The 17,747-nt window shown below is 62.0% G+C and carries 19 protein-coding genes and 1 pseudogene; 18 read left to right on the top strand and 2 right to left on the bottom strand.

All coding sequences use genetic code 11. The features are described 5' to 3' along the window. Positions 1-35 precede the first annotated feature (35 nt). Entirely contained in the window at positions 36-1,220 is a 1,185-nt protein-coding gene (locus FEV51_RS05705) for a PQQ-dependent sugar dehydrogenase (protein ID WP_138616837.1), read from the bottom strand. On the opposite strand from FEV51_RS05705, the gene FEV51_RS05710 reads away from it, so the two are divergent. From FEV51_RS05710 to folP, 5 genes are all read left to right on the top strand, one after another. Then, complete coding sequence (locus FEV51_RS05710) at positions 1,219-1,845, top strand: ribonuclease HII (protein ID WP_138616839.1); 627 nt, start codon at positions 1,219-1,221, stop codon at positions 1,843-1,845. The two genes, FEV51_RS05705 and FEV51_RS05710, sit on opposite strands and share 2 nt — an antisense overlap. Continuing rightward, on the top strand, positions 1,842-2,756 hold the full coding sequence (locus tag FEV51_RS05715) for an oxidoreductase (protein WP_138616840.1): 915 nt from the start codon (positions 1,842-1,844) through the stop codon (positions 2,754-2,756). The genes FEV51_RS05710 and FEV51_RS05715 overlap by 4 nt, the downstream gene beginning before the upstream one ends. Before the next feature lie 215 nt (positions 2,757-2,971). Beyond that, a complete protein-coding gene (locus FEV51_RS05720) occupies positions 2,972-4,108 on the top strand; it encodes a site-specific DNA-methyltransferase (RefSeq protein WP_425466594.1) in 1,137 nt (378 codons plus the stop codon). Between the two features lie 79 nt (positions 4,109-4,187). Then, entirely contained in the window at positions 4,188-4,475 is a 288-nt protein-coding gene (locus tag FEV51_RS05725) for a hypothetical protein (protein ID WP_171033051.1), read from the top strand. A 283-nt stretch (positions 4,476-4,758) separates the two neighbouring features. Next, entirely contained in the window at positions 4,759-5,874 is a 1,116-nt protein-coding gene (gene folP, locus FEV51_RS05730) for a dihydropteroate synthase (protein ID WP_138616846.1), read from the top strand. A gap of 30 nt (positions 5,875-5,904) precedes the next feature. Here the strand turns inward: folP and FEV51_RS05735 are convergent, their stop codons facing one another. Next, entirely contained in the window at positions 5,905-7,323 is a 1,419-nt protein-coding gene (locus FEV51_RS05735; protein WP_138616848.1) for a sigma-54-dependent transcriptional regulator, read from the bottom strand. 195 nt (positions 7,324-7,518) lie between these two features. On the opposite strand from FEV51_RS05735, the gene FEV51_RS05740 reads away from it, so the two are divergent. The 13 genes and pseudogenes from FEV51_RS05740 (at position 7,519) to FEV51_RS05800 (ending at position 17,611) form a co-directional block, all read left to right on the top strand. After that, positions 7,519-7,644 carry an aa3-type cytochrome c oxidase subunit IV gene (locus FEV51_RS05740; RefSeq protein WP_138616850.1) on the top strand — a complete coding sequence of 42 codons (126 nt, stop codon included), beginning with the start codon at positions 7,519-7,521 and terminating at the stop codon, positions 7,642-7,644. An 11-nt stretch (positions 7,645-7,655) separates the two neighbouring features. Continuing rightward, the gene (locus FEV51_RS05745; RefSeq protein ID WP_138617265.1) at positions 7,656-8,777 is read left to right on the top strand and encodes an NAD(P) transhydrogenase subunit alpha; all 1,122 of its coding nucleotides are present in this window, start codon (positions 7,656-7,658) and stop codon (positions 8,775-8,777) included. Then, positions 8,774-9,142 carry a hypothetical protein gene (locus tag FEV51_RS05750; protein WP_138616852.1) on the top strand — a complete coding sequence of 123 codons (369 nt, stop codon included), beginning with the start codon at positions 8,774-8,776 and terminating at the stop codon, positions 9,140-9,142. The genes FEV51_RS05745 and FEV51_RS05750 overlap by 4 nt, the downstream gene beginning before the upstream one ends. Then, positions 9,136-9,351, top strand: a pseudogene (locus tag FEV51_RS05755) (NAD(P)(+) transhydrogenase (Re/Si-specific) subunit alpha); the annotation flags it as partial. The gene FEV51_RS05750 and the pseudogene FEV51_RS05755, both read left to right, overlap by 7 nt. Positions 9,352-9,412: 61 nt before the next feature. Beyond that, positions 9,413-10,003: a fasciclin domain-containing protein gene (locus tag FEV51_RS05760; RefSeq protein ID WP_138616854.1), complete on the top strand. Its 591-nt coding sequence runs from the start codon at positions 9,413-9,415 to the stop codon at positions 10,001-10,003. 156 nt (positions 10,004-10,159) lie between these two features. Next, positions 10,160-10,444, top strand: a complete 285-nt coding sequence (locus FEV51_RS05765) for an NAD(P) transhydrogenase subunit alpha part 2 (RefSeq protein ID WP_138617267.1) — start codon at positions 10,160-10,162, stop codon at positions 10,442-10,444. 83 nt (positions 10,445-10,527) lie between these two features. Beyond that, on the top strand, positions 10,528-11,970 hold the full coding sequence (locus tag FEV51_RS05770) for an NAD(P)(+) transhydrogenase (Re/Si-specific) subunit beta (RefSeq protein WP_425466601.1): 1,443 nt from the start codon (positions 10,528-10,530) through the stop codon (positions 11,968-11,970). A gap of 9 nt (positions 11,971-11,979) precedes the next feature. Continuing rightward, a complete protein-coding gene (locus tag FEV51_RS05775; protein ID WP_138616856.1) occupies positions 11,980-12,336 on the top strand; it encodes a hypothetical protein in 357 nt (118 codons plus the stop codon). A 57-nt stretch (positions 12,337-12,393) separates the two neighbouring features. Beyond that, positions 12,394-13,593: a parallel beta-helix domain-containing protein gene (locus tag FEV51_RS05780; RefSeq protein ID WP_138617271.1), complete on the top strand. Its 1,200-nt coding sequence runs from the start codon at positions 12,394-12,396 to the stop codon at positions 13,591-13,593. After that, a complete protein-coding gene (locus FEV51_RS05785) occupies positions 13,590-14,609 on the top strand; it encodes an SO2930 family diheme c-type cytochrome (RefSeq protein ID WP_138616858.1) in 1,020 nt (339 codons plus the stop codon). The genes FEV51_RS05780 and FEV51_RS05785 overlap by 4 nt, the downstream gene beginning before the upstream one ends. After that, positions 14,606-15,586 (top strand): alpha/beta fold hydrolase, encoded by a 981-nt coding sequence (locus tag FEV51_RS05790; protein WP_138616860.1) that lies wholly within the window; start codon positions 14,606-14,608, stop codon positions 15,584-15,586. Before FEV51_RS05785 ends, FEV51_RS05790 begins: the two co-directional genes overlap by 4 nt. A gap of 73 nt (positions 15,587-15,659) precedes the next feature. Then, positions 15,660-16,355: an aspartate/glutamate racemase family protein gene (locus FEV51_RS05795; protein WP_138616861.1), complete on the top strand. Its 696-nt coding sequence runs from the start codon at positions 15,660-15,662 to the stop codon at positions 16,353-16,355. Positions 16,356-16,483: 128 nt separating this feature from the next. Next, positions 16,484-17,611 (top strand): S8 family serine peptidase, encoded by a 1,128-nt coding sequence (locus FEV51_RS05800; protein ID WP_138616863.1) that lies wholly within the window; start codon positions 16,484-16,486, stop codon positions 17,609-17,611. Positions 17,612-17,747: the final 136 nt, after the last annotated feature.

Consider the following 17,747-nt stretch of genomic DNA (forward strand, 5'->3'; position numbering starts at 1 on the left):
GTGTCGATCAATTTCGCCTTGGCCGGCGTAAAGGCTCAGCCGGGCGTCAATCGCAGCAAGCGCCCGTTCTCGCCATCCTCCAGCACCCACAAAGCGCCGTCTGGCCCTTCGATCACCGAACGGATCCGCTTGCCCATCGGATACCGCGCCGCCTCGCGCGCGGTCTCGCCGTCCAGCGCGACCCGGATCAACGCCTCTGTCTTCAGGCCCGAGATCAGCGCATGGCCCTTCCACCCGGCAAACATATCGCCGCGATAGATCATCAGATTGCCCGGCGCGATCACCGGCGTCCAGCCGATTGCCGGTGCGGCCAGATCGGGGCGGGAGGCGTGGCCGGGGATCGCCTTGCCATCGTAATGCACACCGTCAGACACCACGGGCCAGCCGTAATTCGCACCCGCCCGCACCAGATTGAGTTCATCGCCGCCCTTCGGCCCATGCTCCAGATCCCACAGCCGGCCCTGCGCATCGAACGCCAGTCCCAGCACATTGCGATGGCCATAGCTCCAGATTTCGCGCGTCACCGGGTCATTCACAACCGCCTCATTGCCAACCCCCATCGGGTTTCCGGGGGCGGGCTGCCCGTCCAGCGTCAGCCGCACGATCGAGCCGAGATTGTTGCCCAGATCCTGTGCCGGCTGCATTTTCTGCCGGTCCCCGCTGGAAACAAACAGGTGCTGTTCGTCCGGGCTGATCGCAATGCGATGCGAATAATGGCCGCGCCCGGTGACCTTTGGTGCCTGCCGCCAGATTACTGTCAGGCCGCGAATGTCGCAGGTCTGGTGCTCTTCACACACCAATGTCCCCTTGCCGACCACTGCGCCGCGCGTGTTGCCGCTGCCCGCCTCGGCCCAGCTGAGGAAAATCGTGCGTGCGGTGAGGGTGTCCGCTGCCTCGCTGGGCAGGAAGGCAATGTCGCCCAATCCGCCCTGGCCGCCGTAATCAACGTTCGGCACGCCGGTTACAAAGATCGCCCGCCCATTGGGTTCGCGCCCCTTGATCGTGCCGCCCATTTCAGTGACAAAGATCACCCCGGTGCCCGGTGCGAAGGCCGCGGCCCAAGGCTCCTCGAACGTGCCCATTTCCTCGATCACAAAGGTCTTGTCTGGGTTCGGCGTGGAGCTGGTCACGGCGCTATCCCCGCTGGCGGCGGGCGCGCAGCTTGCGGCCATCAGGGCGAGGGTCGATAGGGCGAGGCTGAGCTTGAGGCGTGTGATCATGTTAAGTGCAACTCCCGAAAACGGCTTGGGTGCCGCACCGCTGGTCATCGGGGTCGATGAGGCAGGGCGCGGCCCGCTGGCTGGCCCTGTGGTGGCGGCTGCGGTGGTTTTGTGCAAGCCATGCCCCGGCGGGCTCGACGATTCCAAAAAGCTTTCGGCGAAGAAACGTGCCGCGCTGGAGCCGCAGATCTTGCGCCGCTGCGCCTGGGGGCTGGGGGTGGTGGAGGTGGCCGATATCGACCGCCTCAACATCTTCGGCGCGACCATGCTGGCGATGACGCTGGCTGTCGAGCACTTGGTCGATGCGCTGGGAGGCGATCCCGAAGCAGTGCTGATCGATGGCAATATGACCCCCGCCGGACGCACCGCAGGGTGGTGCTGGCCAGCTCGCGCCATCGTGGGCGGCGATGCGCTGGAGCCTTGCATCTCAGCCGCCTCGATACTCGCCAAGGAACACCGCGACCGCATCATGCGCGAAGCCGCGCGCCAGCATCCGCATTACGGGTGGGAGCGCAATATGGGCTATGGAACACAGGCGCACATCGAAGCATTGCACAGGCATGGGCCAACCCCGCTGCACCGCCGCAGCTTCGCGCCTGTTTCACAAATGGAGATGTTCGCGTGAGCTTTGCCTTTGCCGATATTCCTGAATTGAGCGGCAAGACCGCGATTGTCACCGGTGCCAACACCGGCATCGGGCTGGAGATTGCCCGCGGCCTCTCTCGCAAGGGCGCGCGGGTGCTGCTGGCTTGCCGAGACGGTGACAAGGCCCGTGCGGCGCAGGACGATCTGCAACGCGGGCATGAACGCGCCGATGTCGGCTATATTCCGCTCGATTTGGGAAACATCTCATCGGTTCGCGAGGCGGCAGAAATTGCCGCCAGGGAACCGCGCATCGATATGCTGATCAACAATGCCGGGATAATGGTTCCGCCTCTGGGTCACGCCACTGCCGGCTGCGAGATGCAGTTTGCGGTCAACCATCTGGGCCATTTTGCCCTCTCCGCACTATTGCTGGAAAAGCTGGCAGAGGACGGGGGCGGGCGGGTCGTCACGCAATCCAGCATCGCGCATCGCGGTGCGAAGATCGATTTCAGCAATCTCGACGCGGGCAAACGCTATACCCGCACCGGCTTTTACGGTCAGAGCAAGCTTGCCAATTTGCTGTTCGCGCTCGAGCTGGACCGCCGCCTGCGCGCAGCCGGTTCGCCTGTGTCATCGATCGCCTGCCATCCCGGCATCGCGAAATCGGAACTGACCCGCCATCTCGGCCCGTTCGGCGCAGTCTTTGGCGCTGTTACCGGTCTGCTGCTCAACACCAGCGAACAGGGCGCACTGCCCGCACTGCAGGCCGCCACCGATCCTGATGCCCAGGGCGGCGAATATTACGGACCCTATGGGCTGCGTGAAATGAGCGGGGCGAAGTCCGGTCTGGCCAGCGCCAGCAGCGCCGCACGCGATCCGCAGCTGGCGGCACGGCTGTGGGACACTTCCGTGGATCTGACGGGGATCGATCCACAGCTCAGCCCCGCCTGAGGCCGACTGCCCCGTAATTTCACGGCAAGCGAGTCCGTTCGGTCACACCGCATCATGTTGAGTCCGGCGAATCTGTGTGGACTCAACATCTTGTGGGGGACTCCTTTCGTTCTCTCCACGAAACCCGCCCGGCCGAACCGCCGCTTTGCAATAGAAGCTTGACCCTTTTGCCGCTTGGACTCATCCTGTGGATAAGTCAGGACAGGGGAATGGGGATGGGGGTCATCGAGACCACTAAGAAGCGCGCACAAGCAGTTGAAACCGCAGTTGAATTGCCAAGGGAATTGCCAGTCGGGCAGATCCTGGACGGCGATTGCATTGCGGCGATGAAGCGCCTGCCCACCGCCAGCGTTGATCTGGTGTTCGCCGACCCGCCCTACAATCTGCAACTGGGCGGCGATCTCAACCGGCCCGATGGCAGCCATGTCGATGCCGTGACCGATGATTGGGACCGCTTCGACAGCTTTCAGACTTATGATGCCTTTACAAAGGCCTGGCTGGCAGAGGCAAAACGTGTGCTGAAGCCGGACGGCGCGCTGTGGGTGATCGGCAGCTATCACAACATCTTCCGCGTCGGTGCGATCCTGCAGGATCTGGGATTTTGGATCCTGAACGATGTAGTGTGGCGCAAGGCCAATCCGATGCCAAACTTTCGCGGCACCCGCTTCACCAATGCGCATGAAACGCTGATCTGGGCGAGCCAGGGCGAAAAGGCCAAATACCACTTCAATTACCGCGCGATGAAAACGCTCAATGACGAATTGCAAATGCGCAGCGACTGGGTGCTGCCGATTTGCGGCGGTCAGGAACGGCTGAAAGAAGGCGGGACCAAGGTTCACCCGACGCAAAAGCCCGAGGCGCTGCTGTACCGCGTGCTGCTGTCCACGACCGAGCGCGGCGACGTGGTGCTCGACCCGTTCTTCGGCACCGGCACCACTGGCGCGGTGGCCAAACGGCTGGGCCGCCAATGGATCGGCTGCGAGCGCGATAGCATTTATCGCGGCGCGGCGCTGAAACGGATCGAGAAGGAACTCCCCCTCGACGAAAGCGCGCTTACCACCATGCAGGCCGGCCGCAGCGCCCCCAAGGTGGCTTTCGGCGCGCTGGTCGAAAACGGCTATATCACACCGGGTACGCAGCTGTTCGACAAACAACGCCGCTGGCTGGCGACCGTACGCGCCGACGGATCACTGATGTGCGGCAAACAAGCGGGATCGATCCACGGACTAGGCAAGGACCTGCAAGGCGCCCCCAGCTGCAACGGCTGGACCTTCTGGCACTACGAAGTTGACGGCGATGTGAAGCCGATCGATGCCGCACGGCAGGTGTATTTGCTGGCGGTGGAGGATTGAGGCGGTAGGTCTGCTTCTGGGGTGGAAAGCGGACATTTGAAACACTTGTTAATGTCTCAGCAGATTGTAGGTGTTGCGGATGGCCAGCGCATGGAACCGCTTCATTCTCTTTTTCCTCTACTGGGTTGCGCCCGGCTTGACACTGCTGATGATAATATTCGGGGGCGAATTCCGGATCATCGGCTATGTTACCTTCGGCGCGCTCTTCGTTTTCTTTTTAGTGCGCGGAAAGGACTATCAAGGAAACCCCACTGTGTTGGGCATCAGGCGCGGCAGTTCGTGGTTGGGAAATCAACGGCAGGCCAGCCAAGGTAAGTCAACTTCCGACGAAACTCATCGAGCAGCGGAACATTCGAAGGACGAGTGATCAATCGAAACTTCGAATGTCCGCTATGGGTCGATAGCGGACGAAAGCCAAATCAGGCAGACCTCCCGTGAAAATTTCATCACTCCGGACTTGATCCATGGGGACGTATCGAGTGGCGTTGTGGCTGTCCTACATACCAATGAGCCGCTATCAGGTTCTATATGACACAGCGCCTCCTTAAGTCTCCATGGTCGCACGCACTCTATCCGCGCTGCCGGCATTTTTATTCCCTTGGACCGTGTAACACCCGGTCCATGTTTCAGCTTCTGTGCGAGAAACCTGAATGACCCATGCCGTCGCCATCCGCCCCATCGCCTTCGTCCCCGGTCCGCAATCCGAACATGGCAATGCCATCCGGCTGGGGGGCGGGATGGGCTATGCCAGCCGCTTTGCGGTGATCCTGCGCGATGGCGGGGCGGTAACCGAACGCTGGCTGGCCGCGCCGGACAGTATTGCCGAGGTGCTGGGGCAATTGCCCGATGCGGTGGGCGCGGAAGCGGAGGAGCAGTGGGCGAATTTGACGCTGGCGCATCCGCCGCTCCAGCTGGGCGCGCGCACCATCCGGCTCGACCAGCCGCAGGTGATGGGCATCCTCAACGTGACGCCTGACAGCTTCAGCGATGGCGGCGAGTTCCTCGACAATCCGGAGGTGGCGCGCGACCATGCCGCCGCGATGCTGGAAGCCGGGGCGGCGCTGATCGACATTGGCGGCGAAAGCACGCGGCCCGGTGCGGAGCAACTGTGGGAGGGGGACGAGATCACCCGCGTGCTGCCTGCAGTGGAAGCCTGCGCGGCGATGGGGGCGGCGATCAGTATCGACACGCGCAAGGCCGCGGTGATGGAGGCGGCGCTGGATGCCGGGGCGCATATGGTCAACGATGTCTCGGGACTGGCCTATGATCCGCGCAGTGCCGAGGTGGTGGCGGCTCGCGGTTGTCCGGTGGTGCTGATGCACGCTCCGGGTGCGGCGGGCGAGGATCTGCATGACGGCGGTGATTATGACAACGTCGTGTTCGCCGTGTTCGATGCTCTGAAGGCGCGGCGCGATGCGGCGATTGCGGCGGGCATCGGGCGCGCGCAGATCCTGCTCGATCCCGGTATCGGCTTTGGCAAGTCGCTGGCGGACAATCTGGCGCTGATCAATGCGCTGCCGCTGTTCCATGCGCTGGGCCATCCGCTGTTGCTGGGCGCCAGTCGCAAACGGATGATCGGGGCGCTGAGCAATGAAGCGCCGGTGGAGAAGCGGCTGGGGGGCAGCCTGATGCTGGCGCTGGCGGGCATGAACGCTGGCGTTCAGATGCTGCGCGTGCATGACGTTGCGGAGACAGCACAGGCGCGCAACATATGGCGCGGCCTGCGCGATGCGGCGCTGACCGACTTTGCGGATTTGCCGGGTTAGAAAACGCTTTCCTACAGATTTGCGGGCAGACTACGCCGCGTTGTCGATGCCCAGTTCGCTGAGTTTGCGATACAGCGTCGAGCGGCCGATGCCCAGGCGGCGGGCGACTTCGGTCATGCGGCCGCGATAGTGGCCGATGGCGAGGCGGATCACGTCAGCCTCGATCTCGTCAAGCGGGCGCAGATTGCCGTCGGGTGCGTATAGCAACACGCCAAGCCCGCGCGCCCGGCTCTCGCCGCGATCAGGGCTGTCGCCCAGCAATTGCGACAATTGCGGGAAGCTGTCGGCGGTCAGCGCCTCGCCGTCGCAGAACACCGCGGCGCGGAACAGCACCGCCTGCAATTGGCGGACATTGCCCGGCCATTCATAGGCTTCGAGCAGGGTCAGCGCGCTGTCGGCGATGGAGTGATGCTGGAGGCCCGGCTGCTCGGCGATCTTGGCGAGGAAATAGCGTGTCAGGCCGGGCACATCGCCGATCCGCTCGCGCAGCGACGGCATATGGATGCGGGTGGCCGAAAGCGCTTCCAGCAGGGCGGCGGAGAATTCGCCAGCCTCGGTCAGTTCGTCGAGCGGGTGATCAGTGGAGGCGAGTACGCGGATGTCGATCTTGAAGCCATGTGCAGCGCCGGTCGGACGGACGATACCGCTTTGCAGCACCTCGGCCAGCCGGTCCTGCTGCGCAATGTCGAGCCGGTCGATGTCGTCAAGCACCAGCGTGCCGCCATCGCAATGCTGGAGCAGCCCGACCTGGCTTTCGAACGCACCGGCAAAGGCACCCTTCTCGTGACCGAACAGAAGCGAATCGAGCGACCCGGCAGGCATTCCGGCACAATTGACCAGCCGCATCGCCGTTTTGGCACGCATGCTGGAGGCGTGCATCGCGCGCAGCAGCATTTCCTTGCCAGTGCCGCTTTCGCCTTCGACCAGCACATGGCCATGCCCGCGCGCCGCCGTTGCGGCCTTGGCCAGAGCGGTGCGGAATGGCGGGGCAGTGCCGACCATCGCATCGAAATCGAGCACGGTCTGAAACTTTTCGGACAAGGGTTGCAACTCGTCTCGCGGCCGGGTGCTGCGCGTGGCACTGCGCAGCGCGGACAGCAGCCGTTCGGGCGCAATGGGTTTGATCAGATAGTCTGTGGCCCCTGCGCGCATTGCCTCGACGGCCTGGAGCGGCGAGGCGCTGGCGGTCACCATCAGGATGGGCAGTGCCGGGCGCGCTGCGCGCAGACTACGGATAAAATCGCAGGCATCGTCGCCGGGCACCCATTGGTCGATCAGGATGGCCGCGACCTCGGCCCCGTCTTCGCTGGCCAGCGCCGCCAGAGCCTCTTCGCAATCGGTCACCACCAGCGAGCGCCAGCCTTCACGCGCCGCCAGCGCGGACACCAGCCGGCTTTGTGCCGGTTCGTCATCAATCAGCATCAGCAGGGGCGTGTCGATAGTCGCCATGGCTGCTCCCGCGGGGTGGTTCCCGAGTGTCCCGGACCCGGAAATGGGCAGGGCACACCCAAATCCCTACCCAGAAGATGTAAAAACCCGATTAAGCCTGTTTCGGGGATGGCTGCGCACAGCGGGCTTGAGCAAGGCCCCGCTGCGCGATAGACCCACCCGCAATTGTCCCATCACAATTCCGAGGATTTACGCATGGAATCGGCCAACGATCACAAAGCCCACGCCAAGACTTATGACGGCTTCATCGGCAAGCTCAAATGGTCGATCCCGCTGCTGGCCGTCATTACCGCTGTCGTCGTCTTTCTGATTTCGAATTGACTGCCGCGCCGATGCGGATTGCGGTGTTGAAGGAACAGGCGCCGGGCGAAAGCCGGGTTGCCGCCACGCCTGAAACGGTGAAGAAATTCATCGCCCTGGGTGCCAGCGTCGCAGTCGAGGAAGGCGCGGGCACCACCGCTTCGATCCCTGATGCCGCCTTTCGCGATGCCGGGGCCGAGCTTTGCCCGGCAGCGGCGGCGGTCAGGGATGCGGACATTGTGCTGGGTATCCAGGCCCCCACAGTTGCCGCGCTGGCGGGCGCGAAGCCCGGCGCATGGGTCGCCGCCAGTTTCGATCCCTTCATGCAGCGCGAGCGGGTCGATGCCTATGCCGCCGCCGGATATGAGGCGCTGAGCATGGAGTTTATGCCGCGCATTACCCGCGCGCAAAGCATGGATGTGCTGTCAAGCCAGTCAAACCTGTCGGGTTACAAGGCAGTGATCGCGGCGGCTGACACCTATGGCCGCGCCTTTCCGATGATGATGACCGCCGCTGGCACCATTCAAGCGGCGCGGGTGTTCGTGATGGGCGTGGGCGTGGCCGGGCTTCAGGCGATTGCCACGGCCAAGCGGCTGGGCGCACAGGTTTCCGCCACCGATGTGCGGTCGGCAACCAAAGAGCAGATCCAATCGCTGGGCGCCAAACCGATTTTTGTGGAGGAAGTCGCAGGCATCGAAGGCGAAGGTTCGGGCGGCTATGCCACCGAAATGAGCGACGAATACAAGGCCGCACAGGCCAAGCTGGTGTCAGAACATATCGCCAGGCAGGATATCGTCATTACCACCGCGCTGATCCCCGGCCGCGCCGCGCCGCGGCTGATCTCCGACGCGCAGATCGCCAGCATGAAACCCGGCAGCGTAATTTTCGACCTTGCCGTGGCACAGGGCGGCAATGTGGAAGGCTCGCAGCCCGACCAGACCGTCGAGAAGCACGGCGTGAAAATCGTCGGCTATTCGAATACTGCAGGACACCTCGCGGCAGACGCCTCGGCGCTGTTCGCTCGCAATCTTTACAATTTTCTGTCGGCCTTCTGGGACGAGGAGGCGGGCAAGCCGGTGCTGGACGATGAAATCGGCGACGCCGTCCGTCTGACGCAGGGCGGGAAGGTCGTGAACGAGAGGCTGTCGGGTTGATACGTCAATTCCGATTCCAAGACGTATTTCTGGGCGGCACCTTATTCGTTGCTGCGTGCACAATCGCATCGCCGCAGGACAAACGCACGTTCGGGGAATCCGTCGAAAGCATGGTTTGGGCTTCTCATTGTGCAGGATCACCTGAACACGCGCCCATACCGCCTTTCGATGAACGGATCGCACGCATCAAGAAGAGCGCTGAAAGTCTAGGTCTCTTGGGGGCTTACGAGCGTGCCGCGCATGACGCGAATGAAGAGCTGGCCCAGATAGAATTGGTTTGCGACGGACTCGAAACAGGGCGTGAAGACTTTTCAGAGGCCTTGGCGACGCTCGAAGATTTTCTAGCGGAAGAAATTGCAGGCTGATGGAACGCCACGGCGTGAAAATCATCGGCTATTCCAACACCGCCACCCATCTGGCCGCCGACGCCAGCGCGCTATATTCACGCAACCTCTATAATTTCCTGTCTGCATTCTGGGACAAGGAGGCGGGCAAACCAGTGCTGGACGAGGAAATCGGCGATGCCGTGCGGCTGACGCAGGGCGGCGCGGTTGTGAACGATAGGCTGAAATAAATTTGCACCTTTTTGATCACTTGCCTCGTTATAAACATATGGGCGGGAACAGGAGATCACTATGATTAAGAGAATTTACGCGAGTATGCTGCCACTTGCTGGCGCGCTTGCACTGGGCGGCTGCATGATGTCCGGCGATATGGCGATGGACGACATGAATATGGACGATGTCGCCTATGTTGACGGCGCAGCGATGTATTCCAACAAGACAATTGTCGCAAATGCGGTGAATTCGCCAATCCATACCACGCTGGTCAAGGCTGTGACGGCTGCCGGGCTGGTTGACACACTCAATTCCGCCGGACCTTTCACGGTATTCGCGCCGACTGACGAAGCGTTTTCGCGAGTCCCCAGCGCCACGCTCAACAGCCTGATGATGCCGTCGATGAAGTCGGACCTGGCCAAGGTGCTTACGTATCATGTGGTGCCGGGCCGGATTACCGCCGCTGACATCATGGCCAAGATCAAGGCTGGCGGCGGCACCGCGATGTATAAAACTGTCGCAGGCGAAAACCTCACTTTCCATATGCAGGGCGGCAGCGTCATGATCATGGGAATGAACAATAGCAGCGCCTATGTGACACAGGCCGACGTCATGCAGTCGAACGGCGTAATCCATGTTGTGAACGGGGTCTTGCTCCCCAGCATGTAACCCCTTTTGCTGGTTGCAAGACAGGACGCCGGTTTCCGCAAGGGGACCGGCGTTTCCTGTGGCAAAGACTATTGGATGACTGATCCGCAGACCAACCCGCTCGACACGGCCACCAAGCTTTGCGATAGGTTGTCCAGAGCGGTTTTGGGGGCTGATTTGGATTTCATAGCTATTCTGTCGATCTTCGTGCTGGCGTGTTTCGTCGGCTATTACGTGGTCTGGTCGGTAACGCCCGCGCTGCACACGCCGCTGATGGCGGTGACCAATGCCATTTCCAGCGTGATCATCGTCGGCGCGCTGATCGCGGCGGCGGCGGCGGATGTGCCGGGGGCGAAGTGGCTGGGGCTGCTCGGCATCGTGCTCGCAAGCGTGAATATATTCGGCGGGTTTGCAGTGACCGCGAGAATGCTGGCGATGTACAAGAAGAAGGAGAAGAGGTGATGATCTTTCTCCTCGCTTCCGCACCGGTTGCTGAATGCATTCGCGATGATTGCAGCCCGACAAATCCGATGACTTATGACCAGATGGCAATGCAGACGGCAGAGGTGGCAACGTCGCACGGTCCGGTGAACCCTTGGGTCGCGCTCGCCTATCTCGTGTCGGGCGTATTCTTCATCCTCGCGCTGCGCGGCCTGTCCTCGCCCGCGACGAGCCGGACGGGCAACCGCTTCGGCATGATCGGCATGGCTGTAGCGGTCGTGACCACGCTGGTGACGCACGACATCGCGAACCTAATCGAAATCCTGATAGCCATTGCAGTGGGCGGCGTGATCGGTCTCGTTATCGCCCGCCGCATCGCCATGACCGCGATGCCTGAGCTAGTCGCAGCGTTCCACTCGCTCGTTGGCCTCGCTGCGGTATTGGTGGGCTGGGCGGCCTATCTGAATCCGGGCGCTTTCGGCCTGCTGACCGAAACTGGCATCGGGGCGGTTTCCAAGATCGAAATGGGACTCGGCATCGCTATCGGGGCGATCACCTTCTCCGGTTCGGTAATAGCTTTCCTCAAGCTGTCCGGGCGGATGAGCGGTTCGCCGATCCTGCTGCCCGCGCGCCATGTCATCAACCTCGGCACGCTGGCGGCGATTATTGTACTCACCGCGCTGTTTGCCATGGCCGGACCTTCTGAAACCATGCCGCTCATCATCGCGATGACGGTACTGGCCTTCGTCATTGGCTTCCTGCTGATCATCCCCATCGGCGGGGCGGATATGCCGGTCGTTGTCTCGATGCTGAACAGCTATTCGGGCTGGGCGGCAGCGGCGATGGGCTTCACGCTGGGCAATACGGCGATGATCATCACCGGCGCGCTGGTTGGGTCGTCGGGTGCAATCCTCAGCTACATCATGTGCCGCGCGATGAACCGCAGCTTCATTTCCGTCATCGCGGGCGGCTTTGGCGCGGATGCCAGCGCTGGCGGCGGCGAGGCGCGCGAACAGCGCCCCTACAAGACCGGCAGCGCAGCGGATGCGGCGTTCATGCTCGAACAGGCGGAAAAGGTCATCATCATCCCCGGCTACGGCATGGCGGTGGCGCAGGCGCAGCACGCCTTGCGCGAAATGACCGACGTGCTCGAGGAAAAGGGCGTGGACGTGAAGTTCGCCATCCACCCCGTCGCCGGACGTATGCCGGGGCACATGAATGTGCTGCTGGCCGAAGCATCGGTCGATTACGACAAGGTGTTCGAGCTGGAAGACATCAACAGCGAGTTTGCGCAGGCGGACGTAGCTTTCATCATCGGCGCGAACGACGTGGTGAACCCGGCGGCCAAAACCGACAAATCATCGCCCATCTACGGCATGCCGGTGTTCGATGTGGACAAGGCCAAGCAGGTGTTCTTCATCAAGCGCAGCATGGGCGGCGTCGGCTATGCCGGGGTCGATAATGACGTGTTCTACATGGACCAGACCATGATGCTGCTGTCCGACGCCAAGAAGATGGTCGAAGAAATCGTCAAGGCGATGGATTGAGGTGGCGCAGTGAAACGCGCTGTCATTATCGGGCTGGTGGCGGCCGCATTGGCGGTAGGTGCGTGGTTCGTATTTGGCGGCGGGCTGGACCGGGTGGCGCAGTCGCGGATTGAAACCGCGCTGGTCGCCAATGGTCTGCCGCAGCCGATGGCCGCCTGTATGGCGACGCGGCTGACCGAGCGGCTGACGGTCGTTCAGTTGCGCAAGCTGGAACGGCTGGAGCCGGAGGAGGGCGAAAGCGTGGTCCCGACCAATCTTTCCGGCCTGCTGGAACGTGTGCGCCGGATCGACGACCCCGAAGTTATTGAGGTTGCAGCCTCTTCTGCGGCGATGTGTGCGTTTGGGATGGCATCACCTTCGCGATAGGGCCGCTTGCATTCCGCTCGCCTTGCGCCACAATGGGTTGCAAGGGAGAGACTCATGATGATCCGACTGACGATTGCCGCCGCCCTGCTTGCCAGCGCCGCACCCGCATGGGCCGAAACCCACAGCATAGCCGCAGGTGAGGGCGCTCAGGAGCGTTTGCAGGAAGCGCTGATCCTGGCGCAACCGGGTGACGAGATCGTGCTGGCCGCAGGCCGCTATGCGATCAGTGATGGGCTGAGCCTGGATGTCGACGGCGTGACCATTCGCGGCGAGGGGATGGACGAAACTGTGCTGGACTTCACCGGCCAGCAGGGATCAGGCGAGGGGCTGCTGGTCACCAGCGACAATGTCACCATGCGCGACTTCGCGCTCGAAAATCCCAAAGGTGACGGCGTAAAGTCCAAGGGCGCGGACAATATCATCTATCAGCGAATCCGCGTGACGTGGACCGGCGGACCAAAGGCCACCAATGGCGCATATGGTATCTATCCGGTCGAAAGCGACGGCGTGCTGATTGATGGCTGCAAGGTGTCGGGCGCATCGGATGCGGGCATCTATGTCGGCCAGTCCAATCACATCACTGTGCGCAATTCCATCGCCGAGGCAAATGTTGCCGGGATCGAGATTGAAAACAGCCGCAATGCGCTCGTCACGCACAATGTGGCGACGCGCAATACGGGCGGTATTCTGGTGTTCGACCTGCCCAATCTGCCCGTGATGGGCGGCGGCAATGTGATCGTCGAAAACAATCTGGTTGTAGCCAATGAAACCCCCAATTTCGCACCACCCGGCAATATCGTCGCCGGGGTGCGCCGGGGAACGGGTATTCTGGTGATGGCCAATGACCGCGTGCTGATCCAGGACAACATCCTGTCACGCAACCCGACTGCGCCGATCATGATCGTGGCCTATACCCAAGGGTTCGACGACCCGCGTTACAACCCGTTGCCGCGCAATGTGGTGGTCGGTGCGAACTTGATCGAAGGCGGCGGCTATGACCCGCAGATGGAAGGCGCAGAGATGCTGCTGGCGGCGTTTGGCGGCGAACTGCCCCCGGTGATGTGGGACGGGCTGGGCGCGCCGGGCACCGTGCGGATCGCGCCAGGGATTACCGGCTGGAACCTCAACCTGCCCGAACAGGGCAAGGGGCTGACGGGCGCCACGCCAGGCCCGCTGCAAGCTCCGCCGCCAGAGGATATCTTCTACCGCGAAGGCATCGGCGCGCCTGCCGCGCTTGAGGCCCGGTTGGCGGGATGAAGCACTTTGGCGTCTTTGCAGCCGCCGCGCTGGCGCTGGCTGGGGCAGTTGCGGTCAGCGCCACCCCTGCTGGCAGCGTCGACGAGGCGGCAATCCGCGATGACGCGATGCCGCGCGTTCTGTCCGCATATGGTTTCTTCGCCGATGCGTGCGCGCAGGTGCCGGGGAAAGGCGTCACGGCATACCGGCTCAACACCCCGCTGTTTTCCGACGGGGCGGAGAAATTGCGCTTCGTCTATGTGCCCGCCGGGGCACAGGCACAGGCACAGGCCCACGGCGAAGGGCTGCTGAACCTTCCAGTCGGCAGTGCGCTGATAAAAACCTTCGCCTTTGGCGAGGGTGATACGCGCCGCCTGATCGAAACCCGTGTGCTACTGCACCGAGATAGCGGGTGGGTGGCGCTGCCCTATCTGTGGAATGAAGAGCAGACCGAGGCCAAGCTGGCGGTTGCCGGTGCGCGGGTGGCGCTGAAAACACCAGGGGGCGAGCAAATCTCGTACCGGGTGCCGAACAAGAACCAGTGCAAGGAATGCCACGGGCTGGATGGGGCAGTGGTTCCGATTGGTCCCAAGGCGCGCAATCTGTCCAAGGACTGGCTGGCGGACATGGTGTCGGCGGGCCATCTCGATACGCTGCCTGACGGCGCAGACACGCTGCCCATGTGGGAAGACCGAGCCAGTGCATCGGCGCAGGCCGCTGCGCGCGCCTATCTCGACGTCAATTGCGCGCATTGTCATCGCCCCGGCGCGACCGCGTCGAACAGCGGGCTGGATTTACGCTGGGAGCAAAACGATCCCCATGCACTGGGCATCGGAAAGCGCCCCGTTGCCGCCGGACGCGGGGCGGGCACGCATCTGTTTGACATCGTCCCCGGCAAGCCTGAAGAATCCATTCTGGTCCACCGGATGCTGAGCGAAGATCCTGGCGTTGCCATGCCCGAATTGGGCAAGGCAACGGTCGATGATGACGGGGTGGCCGCAGTGCGTCGCTGGATCGAAGAAATGTCTGCGCAATGAAATGGCTCTGGCGCTTTCTTGGCGGCGTGGTGGTTGTGCTTGCCGCGCTGTTCCTGATCTTCCGTGTCCCCGATACTGAACCTGATGAAATGCGCGCAAAATATGGTGGAGCGCCGTCACAATTCGTCGAGCTACCCAGCGGTCTTACCGTCCATATGCGTGACGAGGGGCCGCGCGATGCGCCTGTGATTATGCTGCTGCACGGTTCCAATGCCGATCTGCACACCTGGCAGCCCTGGGCCGAGGCTCTGCGCGAGACTTATCGCGTCATCCGGTTCGACCAGATCGGTCACGGCCTCACCGGCCCGGCGCGGAACGGCGATTATGCGCAGACCAGCTTTGTGGCGGGCGTCAATGAAGTTGCCGATACGCTTGGGCTGACGCGCTTCACTCTGGCGGGCAATTCGATGGGCGGCGGCATTGCGCTGGCATATGCTATGGCACATCCCGAGCGGCTGGATGCGCTGGTGCTGGTCGATGCCTCTGGCGCGCCGATCAAGCGAGAGGGCGGCGGCAATCTGTTTTTCAAGCTTGCGGCAATTCCCGGGCTGAACAAGGTGATGGCCGAGATTACTCCGCGCTCTCTGGTCGAGAAAAGCTATTCGCAGAGCGTTTACAATCAGGCGATTGTTACGCCGCAGGCGGTAGATCGCTATTGGGAAATGGCGCGCTATCCGGGCAACCGCACTGCCACACTGCGGCGCTTTGCCACACCGCGCTCCGCTTTCGATGGAGCGGCGGTGGCACAGGTGCAGGTGCCAACTCTGGTGATGTGGGGGGAGGAAGATTCGCTGATCCCATACGAGGCGGCTGGCTGGTTCATGCAGCATCTGCCCAACGCCACGCTGGTTCATTATCCCGACATCGGTCACGTCCCGATGGAAGAAGCGCCGGAGCGCAGCAGCGCTGACCTGCAAAGCTGGCTGGGCGACGTGTTATCTGCGTCACAATCCTCCGGCGCTGGAACTGCGCGATAATCCGACCGTTAGCCAAGATATGAGGGCAGCCCCGTTCCGGGGTTGGATATCTGCGACATAAAGGGGTTTGAATTTGCGCAAGCTGGGGCTGATCGGGGGGATGAGCTGGATCTCGACCCGCGCATATTACGAACGGATCAACAAGATGATCCAGAAGAGCGGGCCGGCCATGTCGAGCGCGCCATTGCTGATCGAAAGTCTCGATTACGCGCAGATCTACAACAGCAAACAGAGCGAAAACTGGGACCATATCGCCGGTGTTCTGGTGGAATCCGCGAAGCGTCTTGAGGGCGCCGGGGCAGAAGGATTGGTGATAGCCGCCAACGCCATGCACAAGGTCTATGATCAGGTTGCCGAAGCCGTATCGATCCCGGTGCTGCACATTGCCGATAGCGTGGGAAAGGCGATGCAGGATGCAGAATGCGAAAATGCAGCCTTGCTGGGTACGCGTTTCGTTATGACCGAAAGCTTCTATCGCCAGCGTCTGGTGGCGCATGGCGTCAATTTGCTGCCGCCTCTGCCAGAAGAGGTCGAGATGGTGGATGGCATCATTTACAAGGAATTGATGCTGGGCCGTGTCACGCGTGATGCCGAACGCGCGCTCAAGACGATCATTACGCACAAAGACAAGCATGGGGCGAAAGCGATCGTTCTGGCGTGCACCGAATTGGAAATGGTAGTCGACACCAATGCCAATGTGCTGCCGGTGTTCGATTCAACCGAAATTCACTGCCGCGCGGCGGCGGACTGGATTTTGGGAAGCGGCTGACCCCGCAACAATGTGACTACCGCGTAACACAATCGCAATTTTGTGTTGAAATTAACCATTACGCGATTGCGTTTCCCAAATTGCGCGTCAGTCTGTCCTTCTCAAATCTTTGGGAAGGGATTGCTAATATGAAAATTACCTGGGGTCGCCTGGCGACCGCGAGCATCGTTGCGCTTGCGGCAGCCGGAACTGCTGCGCCTGCTGCGGCGCAGAAAATCGATAATTCGTATATCTGCGTGTTCAATCCGGGCCTTGTCGCCAAGGGGCAGGTCAAGGCTGAAGCCAACCGTTCGGCCCGTGCCGCTGCGGCGCAGGTCAAGCACACCTATCAGAACACGATCCGCGGTTTTGCCGTAAATGCTTCTGCTCAGGGCGTGGCCAAGATGCAGGCCAACAACCCGCGCATCGCTTTCTGCGAGCAGGACCAGATCATGTCGACCGTCGATGTGAAGGCGAAGAAGGGCAAGCCCGGCAGTGGCGGCGGCGGCACCCAGCCAGCTGAAACCACACCCTGGGGTATCACCCGCGTAGGCGGCGGCCAGACCGGCTCAACCCGCCGCGCCTGGGTGATCGATTCCGGTGTGGATTTCACCCACCCCGATCTGAATGTGAACACCTCGCTGTCGCGCGTGTTCACGCGGGAAAGCACTGCTGACGACAACAATGGCCACGGCAGCCATGTCGCGGGCACCATTGGTGCGATCAAGGGCAACAATATCGGTGTTGTCGGGGTTGCTCCGGGCGTTGAAATCGTCGCGGTCAAGGTTCTCGACCGGCGCGGTTCGGGTTCGAACAGCGGCGTGATTGCCGGTGTCGACTATGCGGCAGCCACATTCACGGCTGGCGATGTCGCCAATATGAGCCTGGGCGGCGGTTTCAGCCAGGCGCTGAACGATGCGGTGATCGCTGCAGCGCAGAAGGGACTCAAGTTTGCTCTGGCTGCGGGTAACGAATCCACTGACGCAAACACCAAATCGCCCGCGTCCGCCAACCACCCGAACATCTACACTATCTCGTCCTTCGCACAGGGTGACAACTGGTCGAGTTTCTCGAACTACGGCAACCCGCCGGTCGATTTCGCGGAGCCCGGCTCCTCGATCTTCTCGACCTATAAGGATGGCGGCTATGCCACGCTTTCGGGCACCTCGATGGCTGCCCCGCACATGGCCGGCCTGCTGTTGCTCGGCACCCCGCGCAGCGGCGGAACGGTCAAGGGCGATCCGGACGGCAATGCCGACACTATCGGTATCAACTGATCGGTTGATCCACTGACGCAATGACGGGGCCGCGTGTCACAAGGCGCGCGGCCCCGTCTTTTCATCCGCTTTCACCGCGGGTTCGTGATCTGTTCACGTTGTCTGGGCTGGCGTGCTGACCTAAGCCTCGCGCACT

Source organism: Qipengyuania marisflavi (assembly GCF_005884405.1).
In the GTDB taxonomy this organism is placed as follows: Bacteria; Pseudomonadota; Alphaproteobacteria; order Sphingomonadales; family Sphingomonadaceae; genus Qipengyuania; species Qipengyuania marisflavi.

What these genes read in the sequence shown, in the direction of transcription:
- FEV51_RS05710 (WP_138616839.1), top strand. Translation starts at nt 1,219, where the DNA reads ATGTTAAGTGCAACTCCCGAAAACGGCTTGGGTGCCGCACCGCTGGTC.
- FEV51_RS05705 (WP_138616837.1), bottom strand. Translation starts at nt 1,220, where the DNA reads ATGATCACACGCCTCAAGCTCAGCCTCGCCCTATCGACCCTCGCCCTG.
- FEV51_RS05720 (WP_425466594.1), top strand. Translation starts at nt 2,972, where the DNA reads ATGGGGGTCATCGAGACCACTAAGAAGCGCGCACAAGCAGTTGAAACC.
- FEV51_RS05725 (WP_171033051.1), top strand. Translation starts at nt 4,188, where the DNA reads ATGGCCAGCGCATGGAACCGCTTCATTCTCTTTTTCCTCTACTGGGTT.
- folP (WP_138616846.1), top strand. Translation starts at nt 4,759, where the DNA reads ATGACCCATGCCGTCGCCATCCGCCCCATCGCCTTCGTCCCCGGTCCG.
- FEV51_RS05735 (WP_138616848.1), bottom strand. Translation starts at nt 7,323, where the DNA reads ATGGCGACTATCGACACGCCCCTGCTGATGCTGATTGATGACGAACCG.
- FEV51_RS05740 (WP_138616850.1), top strand. Translation starts at nt 7,519, where the DNA reads ATGGAATCGGCCAACGATCACAAAGCCCACGCCAAGACTTATGACGGC.
- FEV51_RS05745 (WP_138617265.1), top strand. Translation starts at nt 7,656, where the DNA reads ATGCGGATTGCGGTGTTGAAGGAACAGGCGCCGGGCGAAAGCCGGGTT.
- FEV51_RS05760 (WP_138616854.1), top strand. Translation starts at nt 9,413, where the DNA reads ATGATTAAGAGAATTTACGCGAGTATGCTGCCACTTGCTGGCGCGCTT.
- FEV51_RS05770 (WP_425466601.1), top strand. Translation starts at nt 10,528, where the DNA reads ATGGCAATGCAGACGGCAGAGGTGGCAACGTCGCACGGTCCGGTGAAC.
- FEV51_RS05780 (WP_138617271.1), top strand. Translation starts at nt 12,394, where the DNA reads ATGATCCGACTGACGATTGCCGCCGCCCTGCTTGCCAGCGCCGCACCC.
- FEV51_RS05785 (WP_138616858.1), top strand. Translation starts at nt 13,590, where the DNA reads ATGAAGCACTTTGGCGTCTTTGCAGCCGCCGCGCTGGCGCTGGCTGGG.
- FEV51_RS05790 (WP_138616860.1), top strand. Translation starts at nt 14,606, where the DNA reads ATGAAATGGCTCTGGCGCTTTCTTGGCGGCGTGGTGGTTGTGCTTGCC.
- FEV51_RS05800 (WP_138616863.1), top strand. Translation starts at nt 16,484, where the DNA reads ATGAAAATTACCTGGGGTCGCCTGGCGACCGCGAGCATCGTTGCGCTT.